Here is a 25575-nt window from a genome sequence, read left to right on the forward strand (position 1 = left end):
TTCAACTGCGTTACGTTTGAAACATCAGGCCGGCGCGCCGGGAAAGCTCACGGCGAAATCGCCGCTCTCGTTCACGTCGAGCGCCACTTCCGGCAACGCCACGCCTTCGCCCATGCGCGTGAGAAGTTCCTGCGACATCATCGGCAGCACCGTGCCGCGCAGGATGAAATCGATGTTGCGCGCGCCCGTCTCCACTTCCGTGCAACGCGCGGCGATCTGCGCGACCACGGCATCGGTGTAGGTGAAACGCATCTTGTTGTTGTGCGCGATGCGCTTCACGATCTTGTCGAGCTTGAGGCGCACGATGCCGGAAAGCGCGTCCGTGGCGAGCGCGAAGTACGGAATCACCGTCATGCGCGCGAGCAGCGCGGGCTTGAAGTGATTCGACAGAATCGGCCGCACGGCTGAGAGCAGCGTCGCCGCGTCGGGCTTGTCTTCGCCCGCGGTCATTTCGGTAATGACATCGGTCGCGAGGTTCGACGTGAGGAAGATCACCGTGTTCGAGAAGTCGATCTCCTTGCCCTCGCCGTCCGACAGCATGCCCTTGTCGAACACCTGATAGAACAGGTTCATCACGTCGAGATGCGCCTTTTCCACTTCATCGAGCAGCACGACCGAGTACGGGCGCTGGCGCACCGCTTCGGTCAGCACGCCGCCTTCGCCATAGCCGACATATCCCGGCGGCGAACCGATCAGGCGGCTCACGTTGTGCTTCTCCTGGAACTCGCTCATGTTGATGACGGTGGTGGACTTTTCGTCGCCGAACAGGATGTCCGCCACGGACAGCGCGGTCTCCGTCTTGCCGACGCCCGACGGCCCCGCGAGCAGGAACACGCCCATCGGCTGGTCCGGGTCTTTCAGGCCCGACTTGGCGGTCTTGAGCACTTCGGCGATCTGGTCCATCGCGTGGTCCTGACCACGGATGCGCGCCTTCAGCGTATCGGCCATACGCATCACGCTCTGCGCCTGATCGCGCAGCATCTTGCCGACGGGAATGCCGGTCCAGTCCGAGATCACGCGCGCGACCACGTCCGGATCGACATCGATGTGAACCAGCGGCTGATCGCCCTGCGCCGTCTTGAACGCAACGGCAGCGGCCGCGATCTCTTGCGACAGCGACTCCAGCGTATCGGCGCTCGCGCCGTTCGCCTTCGCTTCGTGGCGCGCCGCGCGCGCGTCGAGCAAGACGCGGGCGGCATCGCGTTGCTGCTGCCAGACGGCGCGCAGCGCTTCGGCTTGCGCATCGAGCTTCGGCAGTTCCTCATCGATTTCACGAAGGCGCGCGAGATCGACGGGCTGCTGATTGTCCGCATCGCGCTCGAGTCCGCTTTTCTCGCGTTGCAGCGCCTGAATGCGGCGCTCCGTGTTCTCCAGCACGTCGGGCTTCGCGCTTTGCAGCACCTTGACGCGCGCGCAGGCGGTGTCGAGCAGATCGACGGCCTTGTCCGGCAACTGGCGGCCCGTGATGTAACGGCTCGACAGCTCGGCCGCCGCGACGATCGCGTCGTCGCGCAGCACGACCTTGTGCACGTCCTCGTACTTCTCCTTCAGGCCGCGCAGGATCAGCACGGCGGTGTCGAGGTCCGGTTCGTCGAGCTTGACGAGCTGGAAGCGCCGCGCGAGCGCCGCGTCCTTCTCGAAGTACTTCTTGTATTCGGCCCACGTCGTGGCGGCGATGGTGCGCAACTCGCCGCGCGCGAGCGCCGGCTTCAGCAGATTGGCCGCATCGGAGGTGCCCGCCTGACCGCCCGCGCCGATCAGCGTATGCGCTTCGTCGATGAACAGGATGATCGGTTTCGCCGATGCCTTCACTTCGGTGATGACGCCCTTCAGGCGGTTCTCGAACTCGCCCTTCACGCTTGCGCCAGCCTGCAGCAGACCCATGTCGAGGCCGAGGATCGTCACGTCTCTGAGCGAATCGGGCACGTCGCCTTCGACCACGCGCAGCGCCAGCCCTTCGACGACCGCCGTCTTGCCGACGCCCGGATCGCCGACGCAGATCGGGTTGTTCTTGCGGCGGCGCGCGAGGATATCGACCATCTGGCGAATCTCGGCGTCGCGGCCGAACACCGGATCGAGCTTGCCGGCGCGGGCCTTCTCGGTGAAGTTCTCGCAGAAGCGCGCGATCGCGCTGCCGTCGCCGCTGGCGGGCGCGGACGCATCGCTCGCGCCGTCGCCGAGCGCCTCGCGCGTGCCGGCTTCGACGGAGCCGCCGCAGACCGCATCGAACGAGCGGATCAGCGTTTCGCGGTTCAGCGCGCGCAGCGGCGCGGCGTAGTCGCCGGTCGCGTAGTACGTCGGGCGCGCGAGGAATGCGAGCAGCACCGCGCCCGAACGGATGCGCGGCTCCTGCATATCCACCGACGCGATCAGCCATGCGTCCTGCAGCAATTCGAGCAAGAGCGGCGAGAACGCGGGACGTCCGGCGTTGCCCGTCTTCATCTGTTCGAGCGACAGATTGATCGAGCGCCGCACCAGCGCCGCCTCGACGTCCTGCTGACGCAGCAGCAGCGCGATATCGGCCTGTTGATCATCGAACAGCTTGACGAGCAGATGCTCGACCGTGATCTCGTAGTGTCCGCGCGATACGCATACGCCGACGCCATCTTCGAGCGCCTGTTTGCAAAAGCCGTTGAGGCGGCCCACCAGGGGCTTCAGTTCGACCAGCAGCATGTTTGTGTTCCTCTTAGTCTTTCCAGCAACGGCCAGCAATCAGGGTTAGAGAGAGTAATGAACCCGGGTCGGCAGCTTCGCCTCGCCGGGATTGAGCCAGGTATCGAAGCCGAGCCGCGACCACGCGCCACGGCCCATGCGCGCCGCGCCGGCTTCGTCGTCGCGCAGCTGAAGCTCGACTTCCACGTCGAGCGGATCGGTCAGATAGAAGCGCGTGAAAAAGCGCAGGCGCGCATGCGCGCTTCCGCCCGGCAGCATCTGATGGAACAGCGTGTGCGGCACATCGGCGAATTCGATGCGGATGGCGCTTTCGTAGTCGTCGATCTCCGCGCCGAGCCACGCGTCCTCGCCCAGACAGCTTTGCTGCCGGCCGAGTTGCCAGCGCTGATCGGCGGGAATCGGCACCGCGCGCAGCACGCCGCATACAACCTTGACGTCGGCGGGCGCGAAGGCATCGGCGAGCAGCGTCTTCAGGCCGAGCGCGGAATGCGGCCGCTGATTGAAAAGGCCCGCGTAGCGCAGCAGTTCGGCGCTGCCCGGCAACAGGTCGACGCGCAGTTCCGGATCATGCAGCCCGACGAACGCGTACAGTTGATTGAGCGACGCCTCGTGCCGGTCCTCGACGATGCGCTGCTCGACGCGATACTTCGCCCATGCGTCGAACAGCAGCGGATAGAGCGCGTGATGCACGATGTCGAGAAAATCGCGCGTGACGTGGTGCCCTTCGCGCTCTTCTTCGAACAGGTCTTCGGTGTAGTACGTCGGCAGCGGCGAGGCCACGCCGTAAAGGCCGAAAAAATTCGCGGTGATGCGATAGCCGCCTTCGGGCGTCGCCTCGATGCGATCGATGTCGTTCTCGGGGAACCCGAGCCCGAGCCGCGGACGCACCCGCAGATTCTCCTGATTCAGGCCCGTGTGACGGTCGTAGAGCCGCAGCAGCCGGATCGCCTGGAAGTAGGAGTACTTCTCACCGTTGGTGAGAAGCAGCGCCTTTACAGCATCGGTTGTTGTCCGAGTCTCGGCGGCCATTTGAATACGGTCCCTGAAAGCGTGTCTTCGAGCTCGACGCGCGTGTAGGAGTTGATGCCGGCGTAATCGGCGAGAAAGCGCTCGAGCACGCAACCGAACAGATACAGATCGCCGATCCCGGCGTAATGGTCCTCACGGCAACGAATACGGATCAACTGGCCGCGCTGCATGCCGCCACGGCCGACGAGGCGCGTTTCGCGCGTCGCCGTCACATCGACGATGCCTTCGATACGGCGTCGATTCGACATTTCCGGCCCCTGCCGTCCGGCGAACACATAGAGGCCGAGCAGCTTGCGCAGGTTGTCGGCGTTCGCGAGCGACAGCAGGTTCAGCGACACATGCGAGAGCAGGCACCACAGCAGTTCCTCGCCGGCGGGCGGGTCCTGCGCGGGCGTGATCGCGCGGATATTGGTGAAGCTCATCTGGTCGGGCGACGTGCTGGTCGGCACGTTGATATCGCCCGGTTTCAGGCCTTCCGGCAACGCGCGGTTGGTGCAGGTGACGCGAATCGACAGCGTCTCCGGCAACGGCGTTTCGGACGGCGGATAGTTGAGCGACAGATACACGTCGCTGCCGCGCTCGACGTTCGCGCTCTTCAACGTCGTGCGATAGCTCAGCTGCGCGCCACGGCCGTCGTGACGAAACATGCTGAACGGCTGATAGACGCGTTCCTGCGCGCGGCCCTGCTGATAGCCGAGCACCTGATCGACCGAATAGATCTGATAGTGGCGACGGTCGCGCCCTTCGGGGATCACGCGATATTCCGTCGCGCGATGATCGTGCGTGATCGGGTCCGCGACATGCGCGAACACGTTGATCGCCGGCACGATGTTGAGCGCGAAGCTCGCGGCGTCGATCTCGGGCATCCAGTCGTGCAGCGCATCGAGCGTCATCACGATGCTGAAGCTCGAACCCTTGGCGTTCGCGGTCCAGCGCCTCAGCCCGACGATATCGATGAAGAGAAACTTCTCCGGCTGCGCGAAGAACTCCTGGATGGTGCGAAAGCCGCTCGGCGCGTGGCTCGGATACGTCAGCAGATCGGCGTCGAAGCCGCTCGTGCGCAGGTTCTTCGCGCCGAGCGCAAGCCGTTCGCCGCCGCCGCTGGAAATGCGCACGTCGGTGACGTGATTCATCAGCAGCAACAGCAGTTTCGATGCATCGACATGGCCGCCGTTCAGGAACAGGCGGATCGAGTCGCCATTCCATTGCGCGATGCTCAGGCCGCCTTCCATTTCGAAGTCGATCATCAGCACAGGCGCGGCGCCCGCGTGGCTCAGCAGATTGACTTCGGCGATGCGCAACGGCTCGACATCGAGGTCGCAGGTGGTGCGAAAGCGGCACGCGGTGCCATCCACCGGCACTGATGCGAGTTCGGTGCCCGCGGCCACGCGCGCCGCCTGCGCGCGCGGACCCTTCGCGGCAAAGCCGATCAATGTAGATGCCGGCACGGGCCGCAGATAATGCGGAAACAGCAAATTCGTGAGTTCCTGAACGAACTCGGGAAACTGGTCGTCGAGTTTCTGGCGCGTGAGGCCCGTGAGAAACGCGACGCCTTCGAGCAGGCGCTCGACGTCCGGATCGGCCGAGGTGCCCGAGAGCATCGGCGCGATCGCCGGATTCGCGCGCGCGAACTCGGCGGCCAGGCCTTTCAGCTTGTTCAGCTCATCCTGATAGTATCGATTGAACATGCGGACCGGCTCGGCTGAATCGGGAAAAGAAAAGAGTGAGCGCGTGAAATCAGCCGACGCTTACGCGGCCATTCGCGCCCACGGTCGTCGAGATGCGCAACGGAATCTCGCGGTCGTCCACTTCGAGCGTTCCTTCGAGCGCGAAGCGGATCGACAGCACGTCGGTTTCCTCGCGGTTGAGCGTGACGCGCGGCGACTTGATGCGCGGCTCGTAGCGCAGAACCATGCGGCGTATTTCCTCTTCGATCTCGCGCGTGGAACCCATCGCGGTGGTGCCGGCAAGGTTGGTGAAATCGGGCACGCCGAATTGCGGGTCGATCTGCACGCTGCCTTGCCGGGTGTTGAGCAGCCGGCCCAGGTGATTCATCACCGAGTCGACGAGAACATCGACCTGCGTCTCGTTGGAGCGCGCTCCACCCGCACCCCAACTCGCGATTCGCTCCAGCAGCCGACGTTCTCTCACCGTTGCCCCCGCTCAGGCATCAATCAGGACTTTCAGGACTTCGGGGCGAGCCACGAGTCTTCCGCTTCGATGCCGTCCGGATCGAAGGTCCACGTGATCTTCTCGTAGGTGAACGAGATGTCTTCCATGTGGCCCATCTGCTTGTTTTCCGGCGACAGGCAGTTCGGCGTCCACGACTTCATGTTGGTCAGGATCGCGTTCGACAGCTTCACGGTGTAGTACTTCTCTTCCGTGCCCTTCGGCGAGATGCGGTAGAACTCCAGCGTGACGTTCTTCATCTGCTCGCCCGAGGTCAGCGCCTGGAACAGCTTCGGCGACGACTTGTCGATTTCCTTGGTGAGCGTCATCGGCAGATGGACACGCTTGCCGGTCGGCAGGCCCGTTTGCGGGCTCTTCGGAATTTCGATCGTGTGATCGACAGCCTGGACGAGAATCTTTCCTTCGTGACCCTGAACCTTGGTCGAGCCTTCGATCTTGCCTTGATTCTGGCCTTCGAGAGTGAGGTAGCACGGCATCGGCATGATAAGTCCCCTGTTGGGTAGCAAACTATGTTGGGTTTCGGTTGTTTCGCCGTGGCCTCCTGGCCCCGGCGGTTTAGCTCAGCGCTTGTCTGCTGCGCCATGTTTCACATGTTGCGCGCGGCCCGTTACCGGTCGGTTTCAGTTTTCCCGCGCTGCGTTACAGATGAAACACGGCTTGCGTGCTTACTTCTTGTCCAGCTTGCCGACGAGCGACAACGTGAACGACGCGCCCATGTACTTGAAGTGCGGACGCACCTTCAGGTCCACGCGATACCAGCCCGGATCGCCTTCGACATCGGCCACGACGATTTCCGCCTGACGCAGCGGACGACGGCTGCGCACGCCTTCAGCGGGGTTGTCCATATCCGCGACGTACTGGCGAATCCAGGTGTTGAGTTCGCTTTCGAGATCGACGCGCTCTTTCCACGTGCCGATGTTTTCGCGCTGGATCACCTTGATGTAATGCGCGAGGCGGCTCACCACGAACATGTACGGCAGTTGCGTGCTGAGCTTGTAGTTCAGCTCGGCTTCCTTGCCTTCCTTGGTGTTGCCGAAGAACTTCGGCTTCTGCGCGGAATTGGCCGAGAAGAACGCGGCGTTGTCGCTGTTCTTGCGCATCGTCAGCGCGATGAAACCCTGCTCGGCAAGTTCGAACTCGCGGCGCTCGGAGATGAGCACTTCGGTCGGGATCTTGTTCTGCAGCTCGCCCATCGACTCGTACGTGTACACCGGCAGATCGCCCACCGTGCCGCCGCCTTGCGGTCCGATCACGTTGGCGCACCAGCGGTAGTCGGCGAAGCTCGACGTCAGGCGCGATGCGAACGCGAACGCCGCATTGCCCCACAGGAACTGGCTGTTGCCGCCCGAGACGTCTTCCTTGTAGTTGAACTTCTTGGCCGGCACCGTATCCGCGCCGTAAGGCACGCGCAGCAGGAAGTGCGGCAGCGTGAGCCCGACGTAGCGTGCGTCTTCCGATTCGCGGAACGCATTCCACTTGACGAACTGCGGGCCTTCGAAAATCGACGACAGGTCCTTCAGGTTCGGCAACTGATCGTAGGTATCGACGCCGAAGAAATGCGGACCGGCAGCGGCGATGAACGGCGCGTGGCTCATCGCCGACACGCTCGCCACGTTCTGCAGCAGCTTCACGTCCTGCGTGCCCGGGCCGAACTCGTAGTTCGCCACGATCGCGCCGAACGGCTGGCCACCGAACTGGCCGTATTCAGCCGTGTAGAGATTCTTGTAGAGGCCCGACTTGGTGATGTCGGCCGCGTCTTCGAAGTCTTCGAGCAGCTTGCCCTTGCTCACGCTCAGCAGCTGAATCTTGACGTTTTCGCGGAAATTCGTGCGGTCCACGAGGAACTTGAGCGAACGCCATGCCGATTCCATCTTCTGGAAATCGTCGTGATGCAGGATCGCGTCGACCTGCGCGCACAGCTTCTGGTCGAGATCGGCGATCATGCTGTCGACCGTCGCCTGCGTGATGCGCTCGACCGCGTTCTGCGGCTCCAGCAGTTGCCCGATGAAGGCCTGGATGCCCTGACGCGTGATCGAATACGCTTCGTCGCCCGGCTTGATGCGCGCCGACTCGATCAGCGAATCGAGCAGCGAAAGGCTGGCGTCGGACTCGGGTGCGGCCGTCGCTTCCTGTTGTTTTTCCATGTCGCTCATGTCACTTTTCCTCGATGCCGAGTTCGCTCATCAGACGCGCGCGCACGCCTTCGTCTTCGATCAGTTCCTGAACGCGCTTGCGGAAATCCGGAATGTTGCCGAGCGGTCCCTTGAGGGCCTTGAGCGCGTCGCGCAGGGCGATCATCTGGCGCAACTCGGGTACCTTTTCGACGATCGCGTCGGGCGAGAAATCGTCGATGGACTCGAACTTCAGGTTCATCGCGATCTGCGCTTCCGGATCGGCATTCGCTTCGAGGCGGTTCGGCACCGCGAGATCGAGCGAGAGCTTCTGCCCCTTGAGCACTTCGTTGAAGTTGTCCTTGTCGACGTTGACCGGCTTCATGTCTTCGATCGGCGTATCGTCGTCGCGCAAGGTGAAGTCGCCGAGTACGAGCAATTTCAGCGGCAGCTCGACTTCCGCCTTGGCATCTCCGGTGGCCGGACGATACACAATATTGACCCGCTCCTTAGGAGCGACTGAACCGTCAGATGCCATGCCTACCCCCTAACCCAAAACCAAATGTGTTGATGAAAAATTCAGGCCGCTTTGAACGGCGTCAGCACGATCGTGCGCGAATGCCGTCGCCGCTGATTCATTGCATGCTGCTGGCGACACGGAACGATCTCATGGCGTATCCCGGGTCATTGCCGCAAAGAGAACCGGGTTCCGGGTTCTGTTCGTGCCTTAGGCCCAAAACCCGCGTGATACGCTGACTTTCCTGTCGCTGAGGGCATTAACGACAGCGCCGCGAAATTCTTGAAACTGTTTTGACGGCGGCTGATTGCTCAAGCTTTTATGTTTCTTTGCCGTTAATGCTTCGAGGCGATATCGCCATTGCGTGAGAGACCATCGTGGCAAACCAGTATGAAGTCCAGGGCGACGTGCTCATCGTGAGCCTCGCAGGCGCGCTGAACAGCATGAACTCGGCGCAGGTCGAGGCCGACATCCAGCGCCGTCTCGATCAGGGCATCAATCAGGTGCTGTTCGATCTGAGCGGGCTCGGCTACATCTCGAGCGCGGGACTGCGCGTCGTCCTGATCGCGGCGAAGCGCCTCAAACAATCCGCGGGACGGCTCGTCCTGTGCGGCATACACGACCAGATTCGCGAAGCCTTCGAGATCAGCGGATTTCTTAATATTCTCAACGTCGCCGATACGCGCGCGTCCGCGCTCGAACGTTTCAACCAGGTCGCGTGAACCCCATGTTTCATCCGTAACCTGAGCCGGTTTTTCTGAAACGCCGCGGTAACGGCGCACGCACAGAATTCATCCCATGCGCAGAACGAACTGCGCGAAACTACCGGAGAAAAAAATCATGCCGATGCCGTGCTACCTCTCACTCGAAGGCCAGAACCAGGGCAAGATCGAAGGCTCGACCAAGGTTCAGGGACACGAAGGAAAGATCCTCGTTCAAGCTGTCGATCACACCATCGAAATCCCGAAGAGCCCGCAGACGGGCCTGCCGACCGGCAAGCGCGTCCATCAGGCGATGACGCTCACCAAGGAAATCGACAAGTCGTCGCCGAAGCTGTTCCAGGCGCTGACGTCCGGCGAGCAGATGAAGGATGTGACGCTCGAGTTCTATCGCATCTCGCCGAAGGGCACGGAAGAGAAGTACTACACCGTGAAGCTGTCGAACGCGATCCTGACCAATATGCAGTCGTGGACGCCGAACTGCCTGTCGCCGGACAACAAGCAGATGGGTCACATGGAGGACGTGTCGTTCACGTACGAGAAGATCACGTGGACGTACGAGCCGGACGGCATCGAAGCCGAAGACTCGTGGCTCGCGCCGAAGTCCTGATCGGACTGTAGAAGTCATCGAAGGCCGCCTCGCATGTAGGCGGCCTTTTGCATTTTCATCCGGCGAGCGCTGCCATCGCCGCCGCGCGGTCGGGCAGGATGCGGAACAGCGAATCGAAGCCGATCACCTGAAAGACTTCGTGAACCTGAGGCAGAAGCCCCGCCAGAACCAGATCATGACCCGTGCTGCGCGCGACCTTCGCCGCCTTCAACAACACGCGCAGCCCGGCGGAGCTGACATATTGCACGTCGCTCATGTCGAGCAGCACGCGCGGCGCGCCCTGCACGCGTTCCGGCAGGACATCTTCGAGCGGTTTCGACGTCGTGCTGTCGATGCGGCCATTCACGGCGATGACCAGGATTTCGCCTTCATGCGTTTCGTTGATATTCATCGGTTTCCTCGGTAGATCTTCAAGCATCCGGCCGCGCGGAGACGCGCTTGCGAAAGCTCAGGCAGTTCAATGGTTCACGCCGTTCATAGGCCACTTCGTCCATCATCTGCCTGACCAGATAGACGCCGAGACCGCCGATCGCGCGATCGTCGAGCGCGCTCGTCACATCGGGGTCGGGCAACTGGAGCGGATCGAAGGCCACGCCGTCGTCGATGACTTCGGCGCGCACTTCGTCCGCGCCGACGCTCACGTGGATGCGGATCGGATCGTGCGCGGAACCGTGGGCCGCGATATTCGAGATCACTTCGTCGAACGCCATCGCGAAGCTCTGGAACAGCGCGGGCGGCAGGCCGCATCCATCGAACAGCGCCTGCAAACGATTCACCAGTTCGCCGATATCCGGCGCCTGCGCATCCAGTTGCGTGTCGAGAGTGTCGGTCACGTTCATGCCTTCGTCGCTCCGGAAGCCCCGTAGTGAACCGCAAGGCAGGTGATGTCGTCCGATTGCGGCGCGCCATCCGCGAACTGATGGACGCTGTCGAAGAGACGCTTGAGCAGGACTTCGACAGTCTCGCCCGTCGATCCGGCGAGATGTTGCGCGAGACGCAGTTCGCCGTACTCCTCGTCGGCGGCGTTGAACGCCTCGGTGACGCCATCGGTATAGAGCAGCAGCGTGGAGCCTGCTTCGAGACGCGTGCGTCCCTCCGCGAACGGCGTGCCTTCCATCACGCCGAGCGCCATGCCGCCCGTGCCCGGCAATTGCGATACCTCGCCGCCCGGTCCGATCAGATAAGGCGGATTATGCCCGCCGTTGGCGTAGTCGAGCTCGCCCGTGGCGGTATCCAGAATGCCGTAGAACAGCGTCACGAACATCGTCGCTTCGTTATCCTGCGAGAGCAGATCGTTGGCGAGCGCAAGACACGCGCCCGGACTCGCGGCGCTCGGCGCGATCGCGCGCAGCAGCGTGCGCGACACCGCCATGAACAGCGCGGCCGGCACGCCCTTGCCCGAAACGTCCGCGATCACGATGCCGATCTTCTGATCGGAGAGCCAGAAGTAATCATAGAAGTCGCCGCCGACTTCGCGCGCCGGAATCATGCGCGCGAACATCTGCAGATCCGGTCGCGACGGAAAGCGCGTCGGCACGATCGACTGCTGCATGCGCCGCGCGACATCGAGTTCCTGCTGGATCGACACGAGCTTCGTATGCGCGTTGAACACGTTCTGGATGGTCAGAAACCACGGCCGCCATGCCTGCGGAATATCGGGGATCGATTTGACCGAGCCGCGGTCCTCGTCCTGGATATAGCGCACCAGCTTTTGCGCGGGCACGATTGCATCGTTGTAGGTCATGCGGCTCGCGATCATCAGCATCAGCGTCAGGCTCAGCACGAGCACCAGCACGCTCGGCACGCCCGTCTCCAGCGCCACGCGCTGTAGATTCCAGCGCGGCAACAAGAGCACGAGACGGAATGGCGCATGTGCGATCTCGACCGCTTCGATGTAGTAGCCGTCGCGCGTCGTCAGGCGGCCGTCGGCGTCCTTGAGCATGGCTCGCACGTCGCCGCGCAATTCGGGCGGAAAGGCATCTTCAGCCGATAACACCTGCTGCGCGCCGTCGTGCACCAGCGTCGGGTCCGCGAGCAACTGTCCCCGGTCGTTGACGATGAACATGCGGCCCAGTCCCGGCGGCCAGGTCCGCACGAACTGGTTGAGCCAGCCGAGCGTCAGATCGAGCGAGACCGAGCCGCGAAACTGACCGGCATCGAACACGCCCGCCGATGCGGTGACCATAACGCCCTTGCCCGCTTCATCGACATAGACCGGCGTCCACAGAACGGCGTGATCGGGATCGGCCGCCGTCTGTACGCCCGTGAAGAATTCCTTTTGCTTCAACGAATCCGCGTAGAAGAAATCGCCCGAGCCGACCCACGGATAGATATTGATGAAGCGGCGCGCGGAGGTGTAATACACCCAGGTCGCGCCCGGCAGATTGGCCATGATCGTCTTGAACGTGCCATTCAGGCTCAGCGCCATCTCCAGTTCGCGATCGAGCGCCGGCGTGCGCGGGCCGACGAGGCCCGTCAGATTGCCGGCATCGGCGGCGGTCCACGGCGGCGGCAGCGCGTCGAGCTGGATGCTGTCTGGCTGCTTGCCCGGCCGCAGCGCGGCGAGCAAGGGCGAATCCGTCGTGCCCTGCGGATGCAGGCGCAACCACGTCTCGCCCTGGATACGCATCGAGTTGACGGCGTCGGTGCTGCTGCGCACGAGCGCATCGAGCGCGATCGCCTGTTCCTGCATGCGCTGGCTGACGCTGGAGGTTTGCGCTTCGAGCGTCAGGCGGTATTGCAGATAGACGAGCGCGCAGGCGACGACGAGCACGCCGGCGAACGCCATGCGCATGACGCGGTTGTAGCGGGCGAACAAGGCCGCCGTCAGATCGGACATACGCTGCTTTGTTTGAGGTTGAGGTGGAGTGCGGTCATATCGGCTCAGGCGCTCAGGCCGCGATGCTGGGCTCGCGCGCGCCTGCGAAGCCGAGATGTTCGAGGCGCTTTTGCAGCACGCCCGAACTCGTCAACTGAAGGATTTCGGAGAAGACCATGCGCGTCATCGACTTCGGATCGGCGACGCGCGCGCCCTGCTCCGCCGCCAGCACGCCGATCACTTCGCGATAGTCCTCGATGCCCGCGACCATGATGTCGAACCAGCTCAGCCACGCGGCCTCGATCGTCGGGTTCTGGGCAAGCGCCTTGCACAGCCGTCCGATGCGCGTGGCCTGATCGAGCAGGATCACGTCGATCTCGTCGTCGCTCGCGGCGAGGCGCGCGCGCAGATCGAGGTCCCAGCGGATGCTGATTTCCGGAAGAAAGATGTAGCGCAGTCCCTGCACGATGCCGATACGGCTCTGCGCCGATGGAATCATCGTGAAGCCGTCGATCGGCCAGCCTTCGCCCGGAAAGCCGACGATCTTGCGCACCAGCTCGACTGTATCCGCGATGCGCGTCGGCTCCCGGAACATCACGGTGAGGCCGGGCCGCGCGTTGTCGGTCCATTCGCCGGGAGGCAGCACGCGGCCCACGAAGGCATCGGTTTGCGCGGCGGCATCGGCGAGGGAGAACACGCGGGCGGCGAGCGCGGCGGCATCGAAGCCCACTGCTGCCTTCACTTCGAGTCCGACCGAGAGTTCCTGACTCGATCCATAGCGCCCGAGCACGGGACGCAGAACGATGTCCCGCACGTGATCGTCGGCATGGAGCAGCGTCACGAGCGGCTGCACGAACGCCTTGAAACGCGGGCCGACCGGATACACGCGCGAAGCGGGAATCGTCGGCGCGCCGTGGCCGCGCAGTCGCGCGAGTCCGCCCGCCGAAGCCTGCTGCGTCAAGCCGACAAAGTAATGGTCCACAGCGTCGGCCATCGCCGTTCCTTGTTTTTGCTTTAAACGGGTTGAATTACGTCGGAAAGTGTAGCGATGCGCGGCGCGGACAAAACCTCGAAGAGAGCGCCAAAGAGGCGACTATTCGTGGCTTTGCCGCGCCGCGTGCCTTAGCGGGCGATACCCACGCGCTCGCATGCCGCCAGCGCGCCGTTGGCGCCCTGCGTGTACTGCAGGCGGTAGCCGCCGTTCGCAAGACCGTGCTTCGACGCGAGCACGATCTGCCCGAGCGTGCCCTTCGCGGCCTGACGGCTCATCGACGGCTGTTGCGCGATGATCAGATCCGCGAGTTCCGGATTGGCACGCGCCGCGTCCGCGCCCACGATGCGGCGCACGTTCGACACGCTGCTGCGATACCAGCCGTAGAACGGCCGATACGCAGGCCCGGCGTAATGACTGTCGATGATCATGTAAGGATCGAGCTTCGTGAGCGCGCCCAGCACGTCGTCGTCGTTGAGGATGTAGGCGAGATCGCCGCCCAGACGCGAGCCCGGCTCGCCGATATGCGCCGGGTCGTAACGCCAGCCTTGCGGCCCGTTGCGCAGTTCCGACCACTTCTTGCCGGTCCACGTGACGACGTGCGACAGGCCGATCGTCGAAGTCGCCGTCTCGGGGACGGTCACGCCGTTCTGCTTCGGCGCAGCGAGCGTGATGTAGAGCAGATCGCCCGGCAGCAGATGCTTCGACGTGGCGTCGAAGTTGCCGTGGTTGATGTCGAGCAGCACGCCCGTCTGCGCCGGGCCGGCCCACTTCGGCGTGCTCGTCGCGCCGGCGGGCGTCATGCACGCCTGCGTGGTGATGCCGGTTTCGACTTCGCGATTGTCCGTGGTCAGTCCCGCGAAGTTGTAGACCCACGCGGTGAAGTCGGAGCAGTCCACGCCGTGCCATTGAACCTGCGCGGAAGGCAGCGCCTGCGCGCTCGCCTCGCCCTTGCGCTGGACGATCTGCGAGCCGTCGACGCCGTTGCGCTGCGCGGTGCAGGTCATGCCGTACTTCTGAGCCGAGTCGCCCTTCGCGCCCGAGGTGCTGCCCGCCGACGCGTTGCGGTATTTCGGGTCCGCGAGCGCGGAATCGTCGGGCGGCAGCCAGCCCGGAATGTGGTGATGGCAATAGTTGATGTTCTGGTCGACCCAGAAGTTCTCGACCGCCATCACGAGTTCGCGCTTGAACGTGTCGATATCCGCGCAACCGGCGGGCGGCTGGATCGCGCCGTACTGACCGGCGAGCGGGCCCCAGCTGCTGATGGTCTGCCAGCTCGCCCAGTTGGTCTTCGTCAGTGCGCCGGTGAGCTTCGCCTGCACGTCGTTTCTGCGGCCCTCGAAAAGCGCGAGATTGTCGTTCAGCAACGCGACGCGATCGCCGCATGTGCCCGCGCTGCCCTTCGCGGTCTGCACCGCGCCCGGCATGACCGGCTCGATCTGCGCGGCGGACGTGATGCCCGAGCGGTTGCGCGCGTTCGTCATGTAGGCCGCCGCGCCGGCAGTGATCGAGCAATTGACGCCGCCCGGCGCGCCGAGCGTGCCGTCGGCGGCGATATCGCCCGCGCCCGCGTGGCACGACGCGAGCGTGTCGCCATTGGCGGCCTGCGTCACGATGTTGCGCGTGCTCGCCTCGATGCTGCTGCCGTCGGCGACGCGGCTCTCGGATTCCGCGCCGAGCGCGAGACTCATCTTCGCGCCGTCCGTGACCGTCGATGTCGTGCCGGCGGTGACGAAGGCCGGCGTGGTCTGCTGCACGTCGATATCGCCGGCGAAGGCGTTCACGCGCGACATCGCCGCCGCGATATTGCCCGCGACGAGCCCGCCCGCCGCACGCGCATCGGCGACGACGGCGTTCGAGTACGTGGAGACGACGATCTGCGTCGGCGCGCTCAGATAGACCGCATCGAGTTCGCCGGACAGGCTCGTGGTCGCGCCGTTCGATTCTTCCTCGAAGCTGCCGCCCGTCACGCGCACGAGCAGCGGATAGCGCAGGCTGCCGCGTAACTCGAAAGTGCCATCGCTGTGGGTCGTGGCGGTGGCGGACGCCTTGTCGGAGACGGTGCCGTCGGCGGCGATTTCATGCGCGGCCACCGATGCGTTCGCGACCGGTCCCATATACACGCCGCCCGACGTGGACGCGGACGATCCGCCGCACGCGGAAAGAAACAGGGAAAACGCCGCGCTCGCCGCGGCAGTGAGAAAAATCGGCTTCACGATGACCTTGCTGAAAAGAAGCGGGACGCCGCGATTCAGCGGCGCAATGACAGACCGGATGCGGCTTCGCTAAGCCGTGCACCGATGTCATGAGCGTAAGGGAAGGGCTTCGACGCCAATTCGGCGATCAGCCTTGCAAAACGCCGCTTTTTCAGACGATTTGGAACATCGCTGAAATTTCGCAGGAAGGTCGGGGAAAGGGGCACGTGCGGCATCATTGAACGTACATGTCTTCGCCGGCGAACAGCGTGCGTTGCACGTCGATTGTAAAAAAATTTGCTAAGTCGAGTTAATCGTTTACTTAGGCACCCGAATAATCTAAATTTACGACCGGGAAACCCACGACAACTTACAGATGCAGAGGCACAAGCTGAAAGTTGTTATTTGCTTTTTCGCTGGTTTCCACGGTCGAGCAAGTCATTACTCAAAATAAACAACATAGACATCGTAAAATGTTTGATCTTCGCAAGCACCAGTACAACTATTTCTATAATCTCGCGACAGTTGTGGAGGATTTGATCCCCGCCAACATTTGCGATCACCTTACAACCAGAATAAACGGAATAATTGCGGACGGTCTAGTTGATCATGTCTGCCATAGCTCTCTAGGAACTGATGCCGTTTCGGATTTAGGGGGTGCATATAATCACCACATTTTTAAAGGCGAAGATATTCGCACCCATCTCCCCGAGCTAGCGGCCGTCTATCATGCAGTCCTTCCCCTGATCAGCATCATTACATGTTCGGACACGGTCGTTTCACCCTATGCCGTTTCCGACATCAACATCAAGGCATACCCCGCCGGCGGCGGTACTCTGGGGCTTCACTACGACACCAACGGTATTACCGTTCTCTTGTCTCTTACCGAAAATACCGAGGCACCACTCCGAATGCAGATTCCGCGCTCACACCCGAGCAAAAAGGAGCCGTGGATTGAGCACAAAAACATCTACGCAAAAAAAGGGGCACTTCTCGTGATGCAGGGCCGCAAAACCCTGCACGATAGCGAACCCACCATAGCGGAACAAAAGCTTTCGGTCATCATGAATTACTATGAGCGCCACGATACCTATAGACACGAAGACTTTGACAACTTCGTTTATTACGGAATCAAACCAGCCGAGTTAGTGTAACGACTTTTTAAATTTACTTGCCGAGCCGCCCGGCGGCTCGGCTCCGTACGTCCATATATGAAACTGAACCGACTTGACTTGTTACTTGGCATTCTCGTTACCATTCTTTGGGGCTGCAATTTCACAGTCATTGAGGTAGGATTGAAATCGCTCGACCCTTTTGTTCTCACATTCCTGAGATTTTTGTGTTGCGCCTTCCCCGCCGTATTCTTCATCCCGCGACCAAGAAACGTAGCAACTAAATTTATCGCCGCATATGGATTTCTTTTCGGGGTAGGCCTGTGGTGGGTTGTGAACTTCGCAATGTACAATGGATTGTCTGCCGGGACGTCGTCGGTGTTCCTGCAATTCAGCGCGTTCTTTACAATCATTCTAAGTAGAATTTTTTTCAAAGAAAGAATCTTGATTTTGCAGGTCGTTGGAATTTTGATTGCGCTCGTCGGCCTCGTCGCGTTCGCAGTTGTATCGAATCTGCAAACGACAACCATAGGCATTGGGCTTGTCTTGTTTGCTGCACTTTCGTGGGCGACTTGCAACATGATCGTTAAGCTGACGAAGCCCGCAGACATGATATCGTTTATCGTTTGGTCCAGTCTGTTTTCCGCGCCCGCAATATTAGCGCTGACTCTTATGCTTAAGGGCGCGACACCTTTTATAGAGATTCAGCGCCACATCACCATGCCCGCAGCCTTTTCTGTTTTCTTTCAGGCCTATATCACGACAATATTGGGCTACATGGTCTGGAACAACTTGATGAAGAAGTATCCTTCGACGCAGGTTGCACCGCTCTCGCTCCTCGTTCCTATTTCAGGGATACTGTCTTCATACTTGTTCTTAGGCGAGACGCTGAGTCGGAATCAAACCTTTTCGACATGCGCCACGATCTTTGGCATTGGCCTATTCATGAACGCCGCCCGCATTCGCGCGGCTCTACCCATGAAGAGGGCCAACCTAAAACCTTAAAGTCGCCCCTGCCTTCTCCAGCTAAGGGGCTCGCAGCCCGCGATCGGCGAGCGTCGATGCCGCCGGCACGTTATCGACCATGACTATCGGCGGGACAGCGCAAGCGGCTCGCGTTGAATCAGGGGCGCGTTCAGGCGATACGGACGATTTACGCACCCTTGTCTTCGGCCGCGCGCTCCGACTGACTGGACGCGCTTTCGCCGACGCCTTGCGGATCTTCCGCGTCGAGCGATTCAATCGCCTTCTGCCAGAACTCCTCGGCGCGTCCCTCCGGGCTGCCCTCGCGCTCCCAGATTTCGTATGCACGACGACGAATGCGGTCCTGCTCTTTCTGATCGTCCATCACTGCCTCCCTGTTTTGCGACCACGCGTCGCCGTCGATTACCGCTCTTGAACAGCAACCAGCGTGCCGCACGCGCCGACGCTCAGCGCGCGGATTAAGTCGCCGGTCCGCGGGTTTCGCGGCTGAAGCGGCGAACCGCCTGAGGCGGTTGCCCCGTCGTTCGCACGAAGGCGCGCCGCATTCGCTCGCGATCCGAAAAGCCGACTTCGTCCGCGATCGCGTCCAGCGACAGACGCCCTTTTTCGAGCAGCAGCCGCGCGGCCTCCACGCGCAAATGTTCGACGGCTTTCGCAGGCGATTGCCCCGTCTCGGCGCTGAACGCGCGACTGAACTGACGCGGACTCAGACCGGCGACGTCCGCCAGTTCCTCGACCGTCAGCGGATTGCGCAGATTGCCGTTCGCGTAGTCGATGGCTTTCTGGATGCGGTCGGATTTCGGTTCGAGGTCCAGCAAGGTCGAGAACTGCGACTGCCCGCCCGCGCGCCGGTGATAGATGACGAGCTTGCGCGCGACCGCGCGCGACACGTCCTGTCCGTGATCACGCTCGATCATGGCGAGCGCCATGTCGATGGTGGCCGTCATGCCGGCTGAGGTCCAGATGGGTCCATCGACGATGAAAATCTGGTCCTGTTCCACGACGACTCGCGGAAAACGGCGCTGCAGTTCGTTGGCGAAGCGCCAGTGAGTCGTCGCGCGGCGGCCATCGAGCACGCCGGCTTCGGCAAGAACGAACGCACCCGTGCATGGCGCGGCGATCCGCCTCGACGTGCTCAGCGAGCGCCTGACGAACGCGGTCAGCGCGGGCGACACCGTGTCCGTTTCGACGCCCGAGCCGAACATGACGGTATCGAACGTGACATCGCTGAAAGCCTGCGTCTCGACGCGCACACCCGCCGACGACATCACCAGTCCGCCCCGCTCGGACAGCACCGTGACTTCATATGCCGGTTCGCCCAGCACGGCGTTGGCGAGTTCGAAAGCGGTCACGGCCGCAAACCCGAGCAGGTAGAAACTCGGGAACACCACGAAACCGATTGCATGCATGCCCTGCCCCAGTCATGTCCTGAATCGCTTGTATATATGGCATTTGAGACACGGTCAACGACGATTAAGCTTGCTTCCATTCACCGTTCGCGCGTGCAAGGAGCGCACTTTCGTATGGATCGTCGATTACTGATACTGGCAACGGGCATGTTCGCGATGGGCACCGACAACTTCGTCGTCGCCGGCATCCTGCCGGGCGTGGCGGCGTCGCTGCATACGTCCGTCGGGCTGGCCGGGTTGATGGTGACGTGCTACGCGCTGACCTACGCGCTCGCCGCGCCGGTCATGGCGGCCGTGGCGGGCAACTGGCCGCGCAAGCGTCTGCTGATTTCGGCGTTGGGTATTTTCGTCGCCGGCAACGCGATCAGTGCGCTCGCCACCGACCTGCACTGGGTTCTCGCGGCCCGCGCGCTGGCCGGATTCGGCGCAGCGCTGTTCTCGCCGACCGCGTTGGGCGTCGCGTCGGCGGTGGCGGCGCCCGAAAAGCGCGGCCGCGCGCTCGCCACGGTCACCGCCGGCCTGACGGCGGCCACCGCGCTCGGCTCGCCGATCGGTACGTTCATCGGCGGATTCGGTGGCTGGAGAACGACGCTCTGGTTCGTCACGCTGCTCGGCAGCGTCGCGATGATCGGCGTATGGACGATGCTGCCAGCGGTCCCTCAGCCGGCATCGGTCAGATTGCGGGCGCGGCTCGCGCCGTTGCGCGATGTGCGCGTTGCGCTCACGCTGCTCACGTCGCTATTCGCATTCGGCGGATTTCTGATGGTCTATACGTATGCGGGCGTGGTGCTCGCGCGCGTGACGCACGGCGACGAACGCATTCTCGCGGGCCTGTTCCTGTTGTGGGGCGTGGCGGCGACGGCCGGCAACCTGCTGGCCGGCCGTCTCGTGGATCGCTTCGAGAGCCGCACGCTGATCGATGCGATGCTGTGGCTCGCCATCGTCAATTTCTGCGCGTTGCCGTGGACGTCCGCGCACGCATTCAGCGCGGCGGTCGCGCTCGTGATCTGGGGGATCTGCGGATGGGGTCTCCTCGTTCCGCAACAGCACCGTCTCGTTCATATCTCGCCGAATGTCGCGCCGTTGCTGCTCGCATTGAACAACACGGCGACGTACATCGGACTGGCGTGCTCGGGCTTGCTCGGCGGCGCGCTGATTCCATCGATCGGCGCACGGAATCTGAGCCTCGTCGCCGCCGCGCTAATCGCGCTGGCATTCGTCTGCGCCGAAGCGGCGCATCGCTCAATCAAACGACCGCCCGCTCCCTGGCGCGCGCCGGCCAAGCGGGAGACAGAGGCGGTCTGACTGACTATTGCCCGGTCACTGCGGCTCGTACCACGAATAGGTCGGCAGCGTCGTCAGCGGCGTGCCGATCTGGAACGTGATATCGCGCAGCGAAGTGAGCGGGATGTTGCGCGGATCACCCGTGTAGCGCCGGACATCGCCGTTGTCGTTGATATAGACCACGATGTTGCCCGTGATGCCCGCCACGTTCGTGCTGGAGAGCGGCTGACCCCAGATATCGAACACCTGGCCGAGCGTGAAGGGCTTCACGTTCGGGGTTTCGATATGAATGATGCCGGTGTTGTCGTGCGTATGCGTCTCGTAGTTGCATTGCGGCAGGATGCCGACATTCGCCGGGAACGCGAGCCACTGGCCGTCCTTGAAGATCGCGACATGCGAATGCACGTGGAAGGTTTCAGCCATGCCCGCCGCGCAGATCAGGCCGTCGACCGTCGCGCCGGTGCCGCCCGTCGCCGTGTTGCCGTTCGGCCAGAACGAGCTGCCCACGACGCCGCCGAAACTGAGCGTAGTGACAGTCGAAGTGAACGGCGGCGGATCGGTCCATGTGTAGGTCGCGATCTGGGCCGGCGGCGTCCCGACGACGAGCGTCACTTCGCCATGCGGCGGCAGCACGAGGCTCGCAAGATCGCCGGTGTACTGCGCGATCGTGCCACCCGTATTGACCCATGCGGTCACGGCGCCGGTCAGGCCCGCCAGGTTGGTCGTACTGAGCGGCTGACCCCAGACGGCGAAGAGCTGACCGAGCGTGTACGACGCGTTCGATGTCACGTCCATGCGGATCTTGCCCGACGCATCGACCGTGTGGACCGGATAGACGCAGCCCGTCTGCCGCGCCATGGTCGGCGCCACGGTGCCGATGTTCGCCGGCAGTGCAAGCTGCTTGCCGTTCTGATAGACCGACACATGCGCGTAGCTGTACTTGGCGCCCGCCACCGTGCAGTTGAGGTTGCTGACCGCCTGGCCCGTGCCGCCGGTCGAGGTCGAGCCGTCGCTCCATTGCGCGGCGCCGATCGTCGTGCCGTCGACGAGCGCGGTCGCCGCGGCGAGCGTCGGCGTGGCGTTCGTCGCGGGCGCGCTCGCGCCGGTATCGGGACTCGATGCGGGCGTCGCACCCGATGCGGGCGTGGTGCCCGCGGCCGGTGAACTCGAATTGCTGCCCGATCCGCCGCCACCGCCGCCACAAGCGGCCAGTGTTGCGAGTGCGGCTGCAAGGACTGCGCCGCTCATCCACTGAATGTGTCTCTGTTTCTCTTTGAGCATGTGTCGACTCCGCCCCTCGTCTGAAGGATTGCTTAAGGTGTTGCGGGCTGCACTGCGGGCGCATGCGGGATGCATGCATAGCGTGTGCGCCGGAAGCATCGCGAGTCGTTCCCGACGCAAGAACACACTGCCCGTCAAGACGATCCCGACACGATTGACGCAAGGTTTGACGCCTGTCGCTGCGACATTCGGTTGAACCGAATGTCTCCAGTCGGGCACATGCCGATGGAAGCCAGCGACTCATCGAAAGAGAGAAACCGCGCCGGCAATCTCACGCGCCGGCCAGAGGCAATGTATCGTCGATGCTGCATCGTCGCAAGTAGAACAATCGTCAGGCTCGCATTCAGGCGGCGCGATTTTTTGGTGTGTGCGGTGGCGCACATACGCACGGCCGGGCATTCGGCTTAGGATTCGGGTCCGGCTCGGCATGGGTGTTGCAATTGCATTCCTGCGAGCTGATTCGTGCCACCTTAAGCTCGTATCTGGGCGACAATGGCTTCAGACACAACCATGGAGGCATGCGAATGACTCTGTCAAAGACGCTGTTCCACAGCGTAAGGGACTGGTTGCCCGATAACCTTTTCCTCAGCATTTATCATCGTCGCAGGATCGGGCGTTTTCCGCGCATGCGAAATCCGACGACCTTCAACGAGAAAATCCTGCATCGCTGCCTCAATCCCGACCCGCGTTACGGCGATCTCAGCGACAAGCTGAAAGTGCGCGATTATGTGGCCGGGAAGATCGGCAGCGAATATCTCGTGCCGCTCGTCGCCGCGCCCGAGACGTTCAACGAAGCCGTGTTCGATGCGCTTCCGCAAGCCTTCGTGATGAAAGCGAATCACGGCAGCAGTTTCGTGAAGATCGTGAAGAACAAGGCCGACACCTCGTTCGCGGAGCTCGATGCGCTCGCGCAGCGCTGGCTATCGACGGACTTTTACGCGGTCGCGCGCGAGCGGCATTACCGCACGATCGATCGGCGCATTTTCTTCGAGACGCTGCTGCTCGGGCCGGATGGCATCGTTCCGCCCGATCTGAAGTTCCATGTCTTCAACAAGCAATCGGGCGATCCGAAGATCTTTCTGCTGGTGGTCACGGACCGCTTCGGAGGACATCCGCGCGGCGACGTGTATGACGAAAACTGGAACCGTCTCGACATTTCGATCGGCCACTACGCGCGCAGCCCGGTTCCGGCTCCGCGCCCGGAAAAGCTGGACAAGCTGCTGTCGGTGGCGCGCCAGCTGGCGAGCGACTTTGAGTTCGTGCGCGTCGATCTCTACGATGCCAACGACGCCGTCTATTTCGGCGAACTGACGTTCACGCCCGGCGCAGGCATGTTCCGCATACGGCCGGACAAGGTGGACTACGAGTGGGGACGCCTGATGTAGGTCACTTGCTCATGTACTTGCGCGCCAACGCTTCATAGAGCGGCGGCGCGAACAGTCTCGACACCTGACTCGAAATCAATGCCGTGGCCATCAGCGACAGCACGAGCGCGTGCCCGTTGATCATCTCGATGACGATCACGAATGCCGTGATCGGGCTCTGCGTGACGGCTGCCAGATAGCCGACCATGCCGAGCGCGATCAACATCGGCAATGGCAAATGCGCGCCGCCGAAGATGAGATGCAGCGCGTTGCCGATGCCCGCGCCGATCGCGAGCGACGGCGCGAAGAGTCCGCCCGGCGCGCCGGGAAGATAGGAACCGACCATCGACGCCATTTTCAGCAGCGGATAACTCACGCCGACATCGGAATGAGCTTCGAGCATCTCGCGCGCTTCCGCGTAGCCGCTGCCGAAGGTATGACCGCGCGACGCCAGACCGATCACGGCTATGACGAGGCCGCACGCCGCGCCGAACGCCACCGGATGCGCCTCGCGCCAGGACAGGACGCGCGCCGGCATCCAGCGTTGCGTGTTCAGAAGCAGCCAGCAGAAGATTCCGCCAGCGACGCCCGTGATCGCGCCGACCAGGATGACGGCGAGCGCGAGCGAATCGGGGAAATGGCTGCCCACCAGATCGATCGTGCCGAAGTAGACGTAGTTGCCCTGCAGCGCGAGCGAGACGATACCCGCGAAGATGATCGCCGTGATCAGCACGCCGCTCGTGCGCGCCTCGAAGCTGCGCGTGAGTTCTTCGATGGCGAAGACCACGCCGGCGAGCGGCGCATTGAACGCGGCCGAGAGTCCCGCCGCCGCGCCCGCGAGCGCCAGCTTGCGTTCGAGCGCGCCGCCGCGAATGCTCCGCAGACGCGCCGGATAGAAACGCCGCAAGCTGTACATGAGCGCCGCACCCACATGGATGGTCGGTCCTTCGCGGCCGATCGTGAAGCCCCCTAGGATCGACAGAAACGACACGAAGATCTTGCCGACGAGAATGCGCAGCGTGAGCAGGCGCGGCCCGAGGTCACGCTTGTCATGCAGCGTCGCGATGACCTGCGGGATGCCGCTGCCCTCGGAGCCGGGAAAGAAGCGTCGCGTGAGCCAGACGCTCAATGCGCCGATCGCGGGCGTGAGCAACAAAGGCAGCCACCAGTAACGCGCGTTGGCGCGCAGAAAGGCGTCGTACCCGAAATCGATCAGGCGCGCGTACATGACCGCGATCAGCCCGGTCGCGACTGCGCCGATCCAGAACACGCCGTAATGCAGCCACAGCCGCTTGCCGCGCAAGATCGTGCGTCGGTCGATGAATGCAGGAATACGCATCGAAAAAAGGCCGTTTCAAATTTAAGGCACATTGTGACATAAATTCGCATCGTCCTTCCGATGCGGGTCGACTACGCGGCTATCGGCTCATGCTTCGCCTGCGCCGAACACCCAACTGAACGAACCATAATGAGCCTTGTGTTGCGCCGCGAGCCTGAGCAGACATCGCTCGCCTTTCGCCGTCAAGTGCACTTGCACTTGCCGGCGATCGGTCTTGTCGGTCTTGCGCGTGACGAGCCCCGTCGCCTCGCAGCGCGACACCAGCGCAGCGGTGCCATTGGGCGCGGCCTGCAGGCGCTCCGCAAGCTCGCCGACCGTGGCCCATTTCCGCTCGGGGAAACCGCGTACGTGCAAAAGCAGCTGATACTGGAGCGTGGTGATCCCGGCTGCGTTGGAAATCTCTTCGGATATGCGCAGGAACTTGCGCAATTCATAGCGGAAGTTCGACATCGCTTCCAGATCCAGCTTGTCGGGCAATTCGGCTTTCTGCGTGATGTTCGATGACATGAGTGGGTTCGTTGATTTGTCGTGGCGCAATCGTACTACCCGAACAATCGCGCCCAGAGCGCCCGGACGCGGCGCGCCCGGTCCTCGAAAATAAACGATCCGGCGAGCGCCAACAACCCCGACACCACACCCGTCGATAAATGTTCGAGGTAAGCGTAGCGATAGTGGCTCTCGTGCGAGTAGGCATCGCCCACGATGGTCAGCAAACCTACGATCAACGCATTGCCGTAGCGGTTTTCATAGAGCCTTGCCGCCGGCGTGAACGTCAGCAGCAACGCCAGAATCCCGGTAAAAAGCCCCGTTTTGAATGCGTTCATCCAGTGGCCCATGTTGGCGATGCTGCTCCAGCTTCCCGGCATGCAGGTCATGCACGCACTGGTCGGTTGCCAGAATCGCTGGATGAATACTCTGATGCGGCGCTTCCACATGCTCGACATGATCG

General features: G+C 62.5%; 24 protein-coding genes. 6 read left to right on the forward strand and 18 right to left on the reverse strand.

Going from position 1 to position 25575, the window contains the following annotated elements; translation table 11 throughout:
• Positions 1-24: 24 nt before the first annotated feature.
• The 7 genes from tssH to tssB form a co-directional block, all read right to left on the reverse strand.
• Positions 25-2673 (reverse strand): type VI secretion system ATPase TssH, encoded by a 2649-nt coding sequence (gene tssH / locus NK8_RS32585; protein WP_213232407.1) that lies wholly within the window; start codon positions 2671-2673, stop codon positions 25-27.
• 45 nt (positions 2674-2718) lie between these two features.
• Complete coding sequence (gene tssG, locus NK8_RS32590) at positions 2719-3702, reverse strand: type VI secretion system baseplate subunit TssG (RefSeq protein WP_162070426.1); 984 nt, start codon at positions 3700-3702, stop codon at positions 2719-2721.
• On the reverse strand, positions 3666-5390 hold the full coding sequence (gene tssF / locus NK8_RS32595) for a type VI secretion system baseplate subunit TssF (protein ID WP_213232408.1): 1725 nt from the start codon (positions 5388-5390) through the stop codon (positions 3666-3668). Before tssF ends, tssG begins: the two co-directional genes overlap by 37 nt.
• A 49-nt stretch (positions 5391-5439) precedes the next feature.
• Positions 5440-5853, reverse strand: coding sequence for a type VI secretion system baseplate subunit TssE (gene tssE / locus NK8_RS32600; RefSeq protein WP_213232411.1), 414 nt, complete (start codon positions 5851-5853; stop codon positions 5440-5442).
• A 32-nt stretch (positions 5854-5885) separates the two neighbouring features.
• Positions 5886-6374: an Hcp family type VI secretion system effector gene (locus NK8_RS32605; RefSeq protein WP_014192977.1), complete on the reverse strand. Its 489-nt coding sequence runs from the start codon at positions 6372-6374 to the stop codon at positions 5886-5888.
• Between the two features lie 183 nt (positions 6375-6557).
• Positions 6558-8045, reverse strand: a complete 1488-nt coding sequence (gene tssC, locus NK8_RS32610) for a type VI secretion system contractile sheath large subunit (protein WP_162070424.1) — start codon at positions 8043-8045, stop codon at positions 6558-6560.
• 1 nt (position 8046) lies between these two features.
• A complete protein-coding gene (gene tssB / locus NK8_RS32615; protein WP_061173142.1) occupies positions 8047-8541 on the reverse strand; it encodes a type VI secretion system contractile sheath small subunit in 495 nt (164 codons plus the stop codon).
• A gap of 356 nt (positions 8542-8897) precedes the next feature.
• On the opposite strand from tssB, the gene NK8_RS32620 reads away from it, so the two are divergent.
• Complete coding sequence (locus NK8_RS32620) at positions 8898-9242, forward strand: STAS domain-containing protein (protein ID WP_213232413.1); 345 nt, start codon at positions 8898-8900, stop codon at positions 9240-9242.
• A gap of 118 nt (positions 9243-9360) precedes the next feature.
• Positions 9361-9849 carry an Hcp family type VI secretion system effector gene (locus NK8_RS32625; RefSeq protein ID WP_162070422.1) on the forward strand — a complete coding sequence of 163 codons (489 nt, stop codon included), beginning with the start codon at positions 9361-9363 and terminating at the stop codon, positions 9847-9849.
• A gap of 55 nt (positions 9850-9904) precedes the next feature.
• On the opposite strand, the gene NK8_RS32630 is transcribed toward NK8_RS32625, so the two are convergent.
• The 5 genes from NK8_RS32630 to NK8_RS32650 form a co-directional block, all read right to left on the reverse strand.
• Positions 9905-10240: an STAS domain-containing protein gene (locus tag NK8_RS32630; RefSeq protein ID WP_162070421.1), complete on the reverse strand. Its 336-nt coding sequence runs from the start codon at positions 10238-10240 to the stop codon at positions 9905-9907.
• 19 nt (positions 10241-10259) lie between these two features.
• Entirely contained in the window at positions 10260-10688 is a 429-nt protein-coding gene (locus NK8_RS32635; RefSeq protein WP_213232414.1) for an ATP-binding protein, read from the reverse strand.
• Positions 10685-12688 (reverse strand): SpoIIE family protein phosphatase, encoded by a 2004-nt coding sequence (locus NK8_RS32640; protein ID WP_213232415.1) that lies wholly within the window; start codon positions 12686-12688, stop codon positions 10685-10687. Before NK8_RS32640 ends, NK8_RS32635 begins: the two co-directional genes overlap by 4 nt.
• A 52-nt stretch (positions 12689-12740) precedes the next feature.
• Entirely contained in the window at positions 12741-13661 is a 921-nt protein-coding gene (locus NK8_RS32645) for a hypothetical protein (RefSeq protein ID WP_213232416.1), read from the reverse strand.
• Positions 13662-13789: 128 nt separating this feature from the next.
• Positions 13790-15874: a hypothetical protein gene (locus NK8_RS32650; RefSeq protein ID WP_225936460.1), complete on the reverse strand. Its 2085-nt coding sequence runs from the start codon at positions 15872-15874 to the stop codon at positions 13790-13792.
• Positions 15875-16326: 452 nt separating this feature from the next.
• Here NK8_RS32650 and NK8_RS32655 point away from each other — a divergent pair, with 452 nt between their 5' ends.
• Together NK8_RS32655 and NK8_RS32660 are read left to right on the forward strand one after the other, a co-directional pair.
• The gene (locus tag NK8_RS32655; RefSeq protein ID WP_213232417.1) at positions 16327-17007 is read left to right on the forward strand and encodes a hypothetical protein; all 681 of its coding nucleotides are present in this window, start codon (positions 16327-16329) and stop codon (positions 17005-17007) included.
• Positions 17008-17064: 57 nt separating this feature from the next.
• Positions 17065-17970: an EamA family transporter gene (locus tag NK8_RS32660; RefSeq protein WP_213232418.1), complete on the forward strand. Its 906-nt coding sequence runs from the start codon at positions 17065-17067 to the stop codon at positions 17968-17970.
• Between the two features lie 148 nt (positions 17971-18118).
• Here NK8_RS32660 and NK8_RS32665 read toward each other — a convergent pair whose 3' ends face one another.
• Both NK8_RS32665 and NK8_RS32670 read right to left on the reverse strand, forming a co-directional pair.
• A complete protein-coding gene (locus NK8_RS32665) occupies positions 18119-18313 on the reverse strand; it encodes a DUF2934 domain-containing protein (protein ID WP_213232420.1) in 195 nt (64 codons plus the stop codon).
• A gap of 94 nt (positions 18314-18407) precedes the next feature.
• Positions 18408-19358 (reverse strand): GlxA family transcriptional regulator, encoded by a 951-nt coding sequence (locus tag NK8_RS32670; RefSeq protein ID WP_213232422.1) that lies wholly within the window; start codon positions 19356-19358, stop codon positions 18408-18410.
• A 114-nt stretch (positions 19359-19472) separates the two neighbouring features.
• On the opposite strand from NK8_RS32670, the gene NK8_RS32675 reads away from it, so the two are divergent.
• Positions 19473-20663 (forward strand): MFS transporter, encoded by a 1191-nt coding sequence (locus NK8_RS32675; RefSeq protein ID WP_213232424.1) that lies wholly within the window; start codon positions 19473-19475, stop codon positions 20661-20663.
• A 15-nt stretch (positions 20664-20678) separates the two neighbouring features.
• Here NK8_RS32675 and NK8_RS32680 read toward each other — a convergent pair whose 3' ends face one another.
• Positions 20679-21923 (reverse strand): hypothetical protein, encoded by a 1245-nt coding sequence (locus NK8_RS32680; protein ID WP_225936461.1) that lies wholly within the window; start codon positions 21921-21923, stop codon positions 20679-20681.
• A 524-nt stretch (positions 21924-22447) separates the two neighbouring features.
• On the opposite strand from NK8_RS32680, the gene NK8_RS32685 reads away from it, so the two are divergent.
• On the forward strand, positions 22448-23308 hold the full coding sequence (locus NK8_RS32685) for an ATP-grasp fold amidoligase family protein (protein WP_162070414.1): 861 nt from the start codon (positions 22448-22450) through the stop codon (positions 23306-23308).
• Between the two features lies 1 nt (position 23309).
• Here the strand turns inward: NK8_RS32685 and NK8_RS32690 are convergent, their stop codons facing one another.
• The 3 genes from NK8_RS32690 to NK8_RS32700 all read right to left on the reverse strand — a co-directional run bounded on the left by NK8_RS32690 (position 23310) and on the right by NK8_RS32700 (position 25570).
• Positions 23310-24626: a chloride channel protein gene (locus NK8_RS32690; RefSeq protein WP_162070413.1), complete on the reverse strand. Its 1317-nt coding sequence runs from the start codon at positions 24624-24626 to the stop codon at positions 23310-23312.
• 87 nt (positions 24627-24713) lie between these two features.
• Positions 24714-25133, reverse strand: coding sequence for a MarR family winged helix-turn-helix transcriptional regulator (locus tag NK8_RS32695; RefSeq protein WP_213232426.1), 420 nt, complete (start codon positions 25131-25133; stop codon positions 24714-24716).
• 35 nt (positions 25134-25168) lie between these two features.
• On the reverse strand, positions 25169-25570 hold the full coding sequence (locus tag NK8_RS32700) for a hypothetical protein (RefSeq protein WP_162070411.1): 402 nt from the start codon (positions 25568-25570) through the stop codon (positions 25169-25171).
• Between the last annotated feature and the right edge of the window lie 5 nt (positions 25571-25575).

It is taken from the genome of Caballeronia sp. NK8 (genome assembly GCF_018408855.1).
Taxonomy (GTDB): Bacteria; Pseudomonadota; Gammaproteobacteria; order Burkholderiales; family Burkholderiaceae; genus Caballeronia.

Coding starts and splice junctions, on each gene's coding strand:
- tssH (WP_213232407.1), bottom strand. CDS start 2,673: ATGCTGCTGGTCGAACTGAAGCCCCTGGTGGGCCGCCTCAACGGCTTT.
- tssG (WP_162070426.1), bottom strand. CDS start 3,702: ATGGCCGCCGAGACTCGGACAACAACCGATGCTGTAAAGGCGCTGCTT.
- tssF (WP_213232408.1), bottom strand. CDS start 5,390: ATGTTCAATCGATACTATCAGGATGAGCTGAACAAGCTGAAAGGCCTG.
- NK8_RS32605 (WP_014192977.1), bottom strand. CDS start 6,374: ATGCCGATGCCGTGCTACCTCACTCTCGAAGGCCAGAATCAAGGCAAG.
- tssC (WP_162070424.1), bottom strand. CDS start 8,045: ATGAGCGACATGGAAAAACAACAGGAAGCGACGGCCGCACCCGAGTCC.
- tssB (WP_061173142.1), bottom strand. CDS start 8,541: ATGGCATCTGACGGTTCAGTCGCTCCTAAGGAGCGGGTCAATATTGTG.
- NK8_RS32625 (WP_162070422.1), top strand. CDS start 9,361: ATGCCGATGCCGTGCTACCTCTCACTCGAAGGCCAGAACCAGGGCAAG.
- NK8_RS32630 (WP_162070421.1), bottom strand. CDS start 10,240: ATGAATATCAACGAAACGCATGAAGGCGAAATCCTGGTCATCGCCGTG.
- NK8_RS32635 (WP_213232414.1), bottom strand. CDS start 10,688: ATGAACGTGACCGACACTCTCGACACGCAACTGGATGCGCAGGCGCCG.
- NK8_RS32640 (WP_213232415.1), bottom strand. CDS start 12,688: ATGTCCGATCTGACGGCGGCCTTGTTCGCCCGCTACAACCGCGTCATG.
- NK8_RS32645 (WP_213232416.1), bottom strand. CDS start 13,661: ATGGCCGACGCTGTGGACCATTACTTTGTCGGCTTGACGCAGCAGGCT.
- NK8_RS32655 (WP_213232417.1), top strand. CDS start 16,327: ATGTTTGATCTTCGCAAGCACCAGTACAACTATTTCTATAATCTCGCG.
- NK8_RS32660 (WP_213232418.1), top strand. CDS start 17,065: ATGAAACTGAACCGACTTGACTTGTTACTTGGCATTCTCGTTACCATT.
- NK8_RS32665 (WP_213232420.1), bottom strand. CDS start 18,313: ATGGACGATCAGAAAGAGCAGGACCGCATTCGTCGTCGTGCATACGAA.
- NK8_RS32670 (WP_213232422.1), bottom strand. CDS start 19,358: ATGCATGCAATCGGTTTCGTGGTGTTCCCGAGTTTCTACCTGCTCGGG.
- NK8_RS32675 (WP_213232424.1), top strand. CDS start 19,473: ATGGATCGTCGATTACTGATACTGGCAACGGGCATGTTCGCGATGGGC.
- NK8_RS32680 (WP_225936461.1), bottom strand. CDS start 21,923: ATGCTCAAAGAGAAACAGAGACACATTCAGTGGATGAGCGGCGCAGTC.
- NK8_RS32685 (WP_162070414.1), top strand. CDS start 22,448: ATGACTCTGTCAAAGACGCTGTTCCACAGCGTAAGGGACTGGTTGCCC.
- NK8_RS32690 (WP_162070413.1), bottom strand. CDS start 24,626: ATGCGTATTCCTGCATTCATCGACCGACGCACGATCTTGCGCGGCAAG.
- NK8_RS32695 (WP_213232426.1), bottom strand. CDS start 25,133: ATGTCATCGAACATCACGCAGAAAGCCGAATTGCCCGACAAGCTGGAT.
- NK8_RS32700 (WP_162070411.1), bottom strand. CDS start 25,570: ATGTCGAGCATGTGGAAGCGCCGCATCAGAGTATTCATCCAGCGATTC.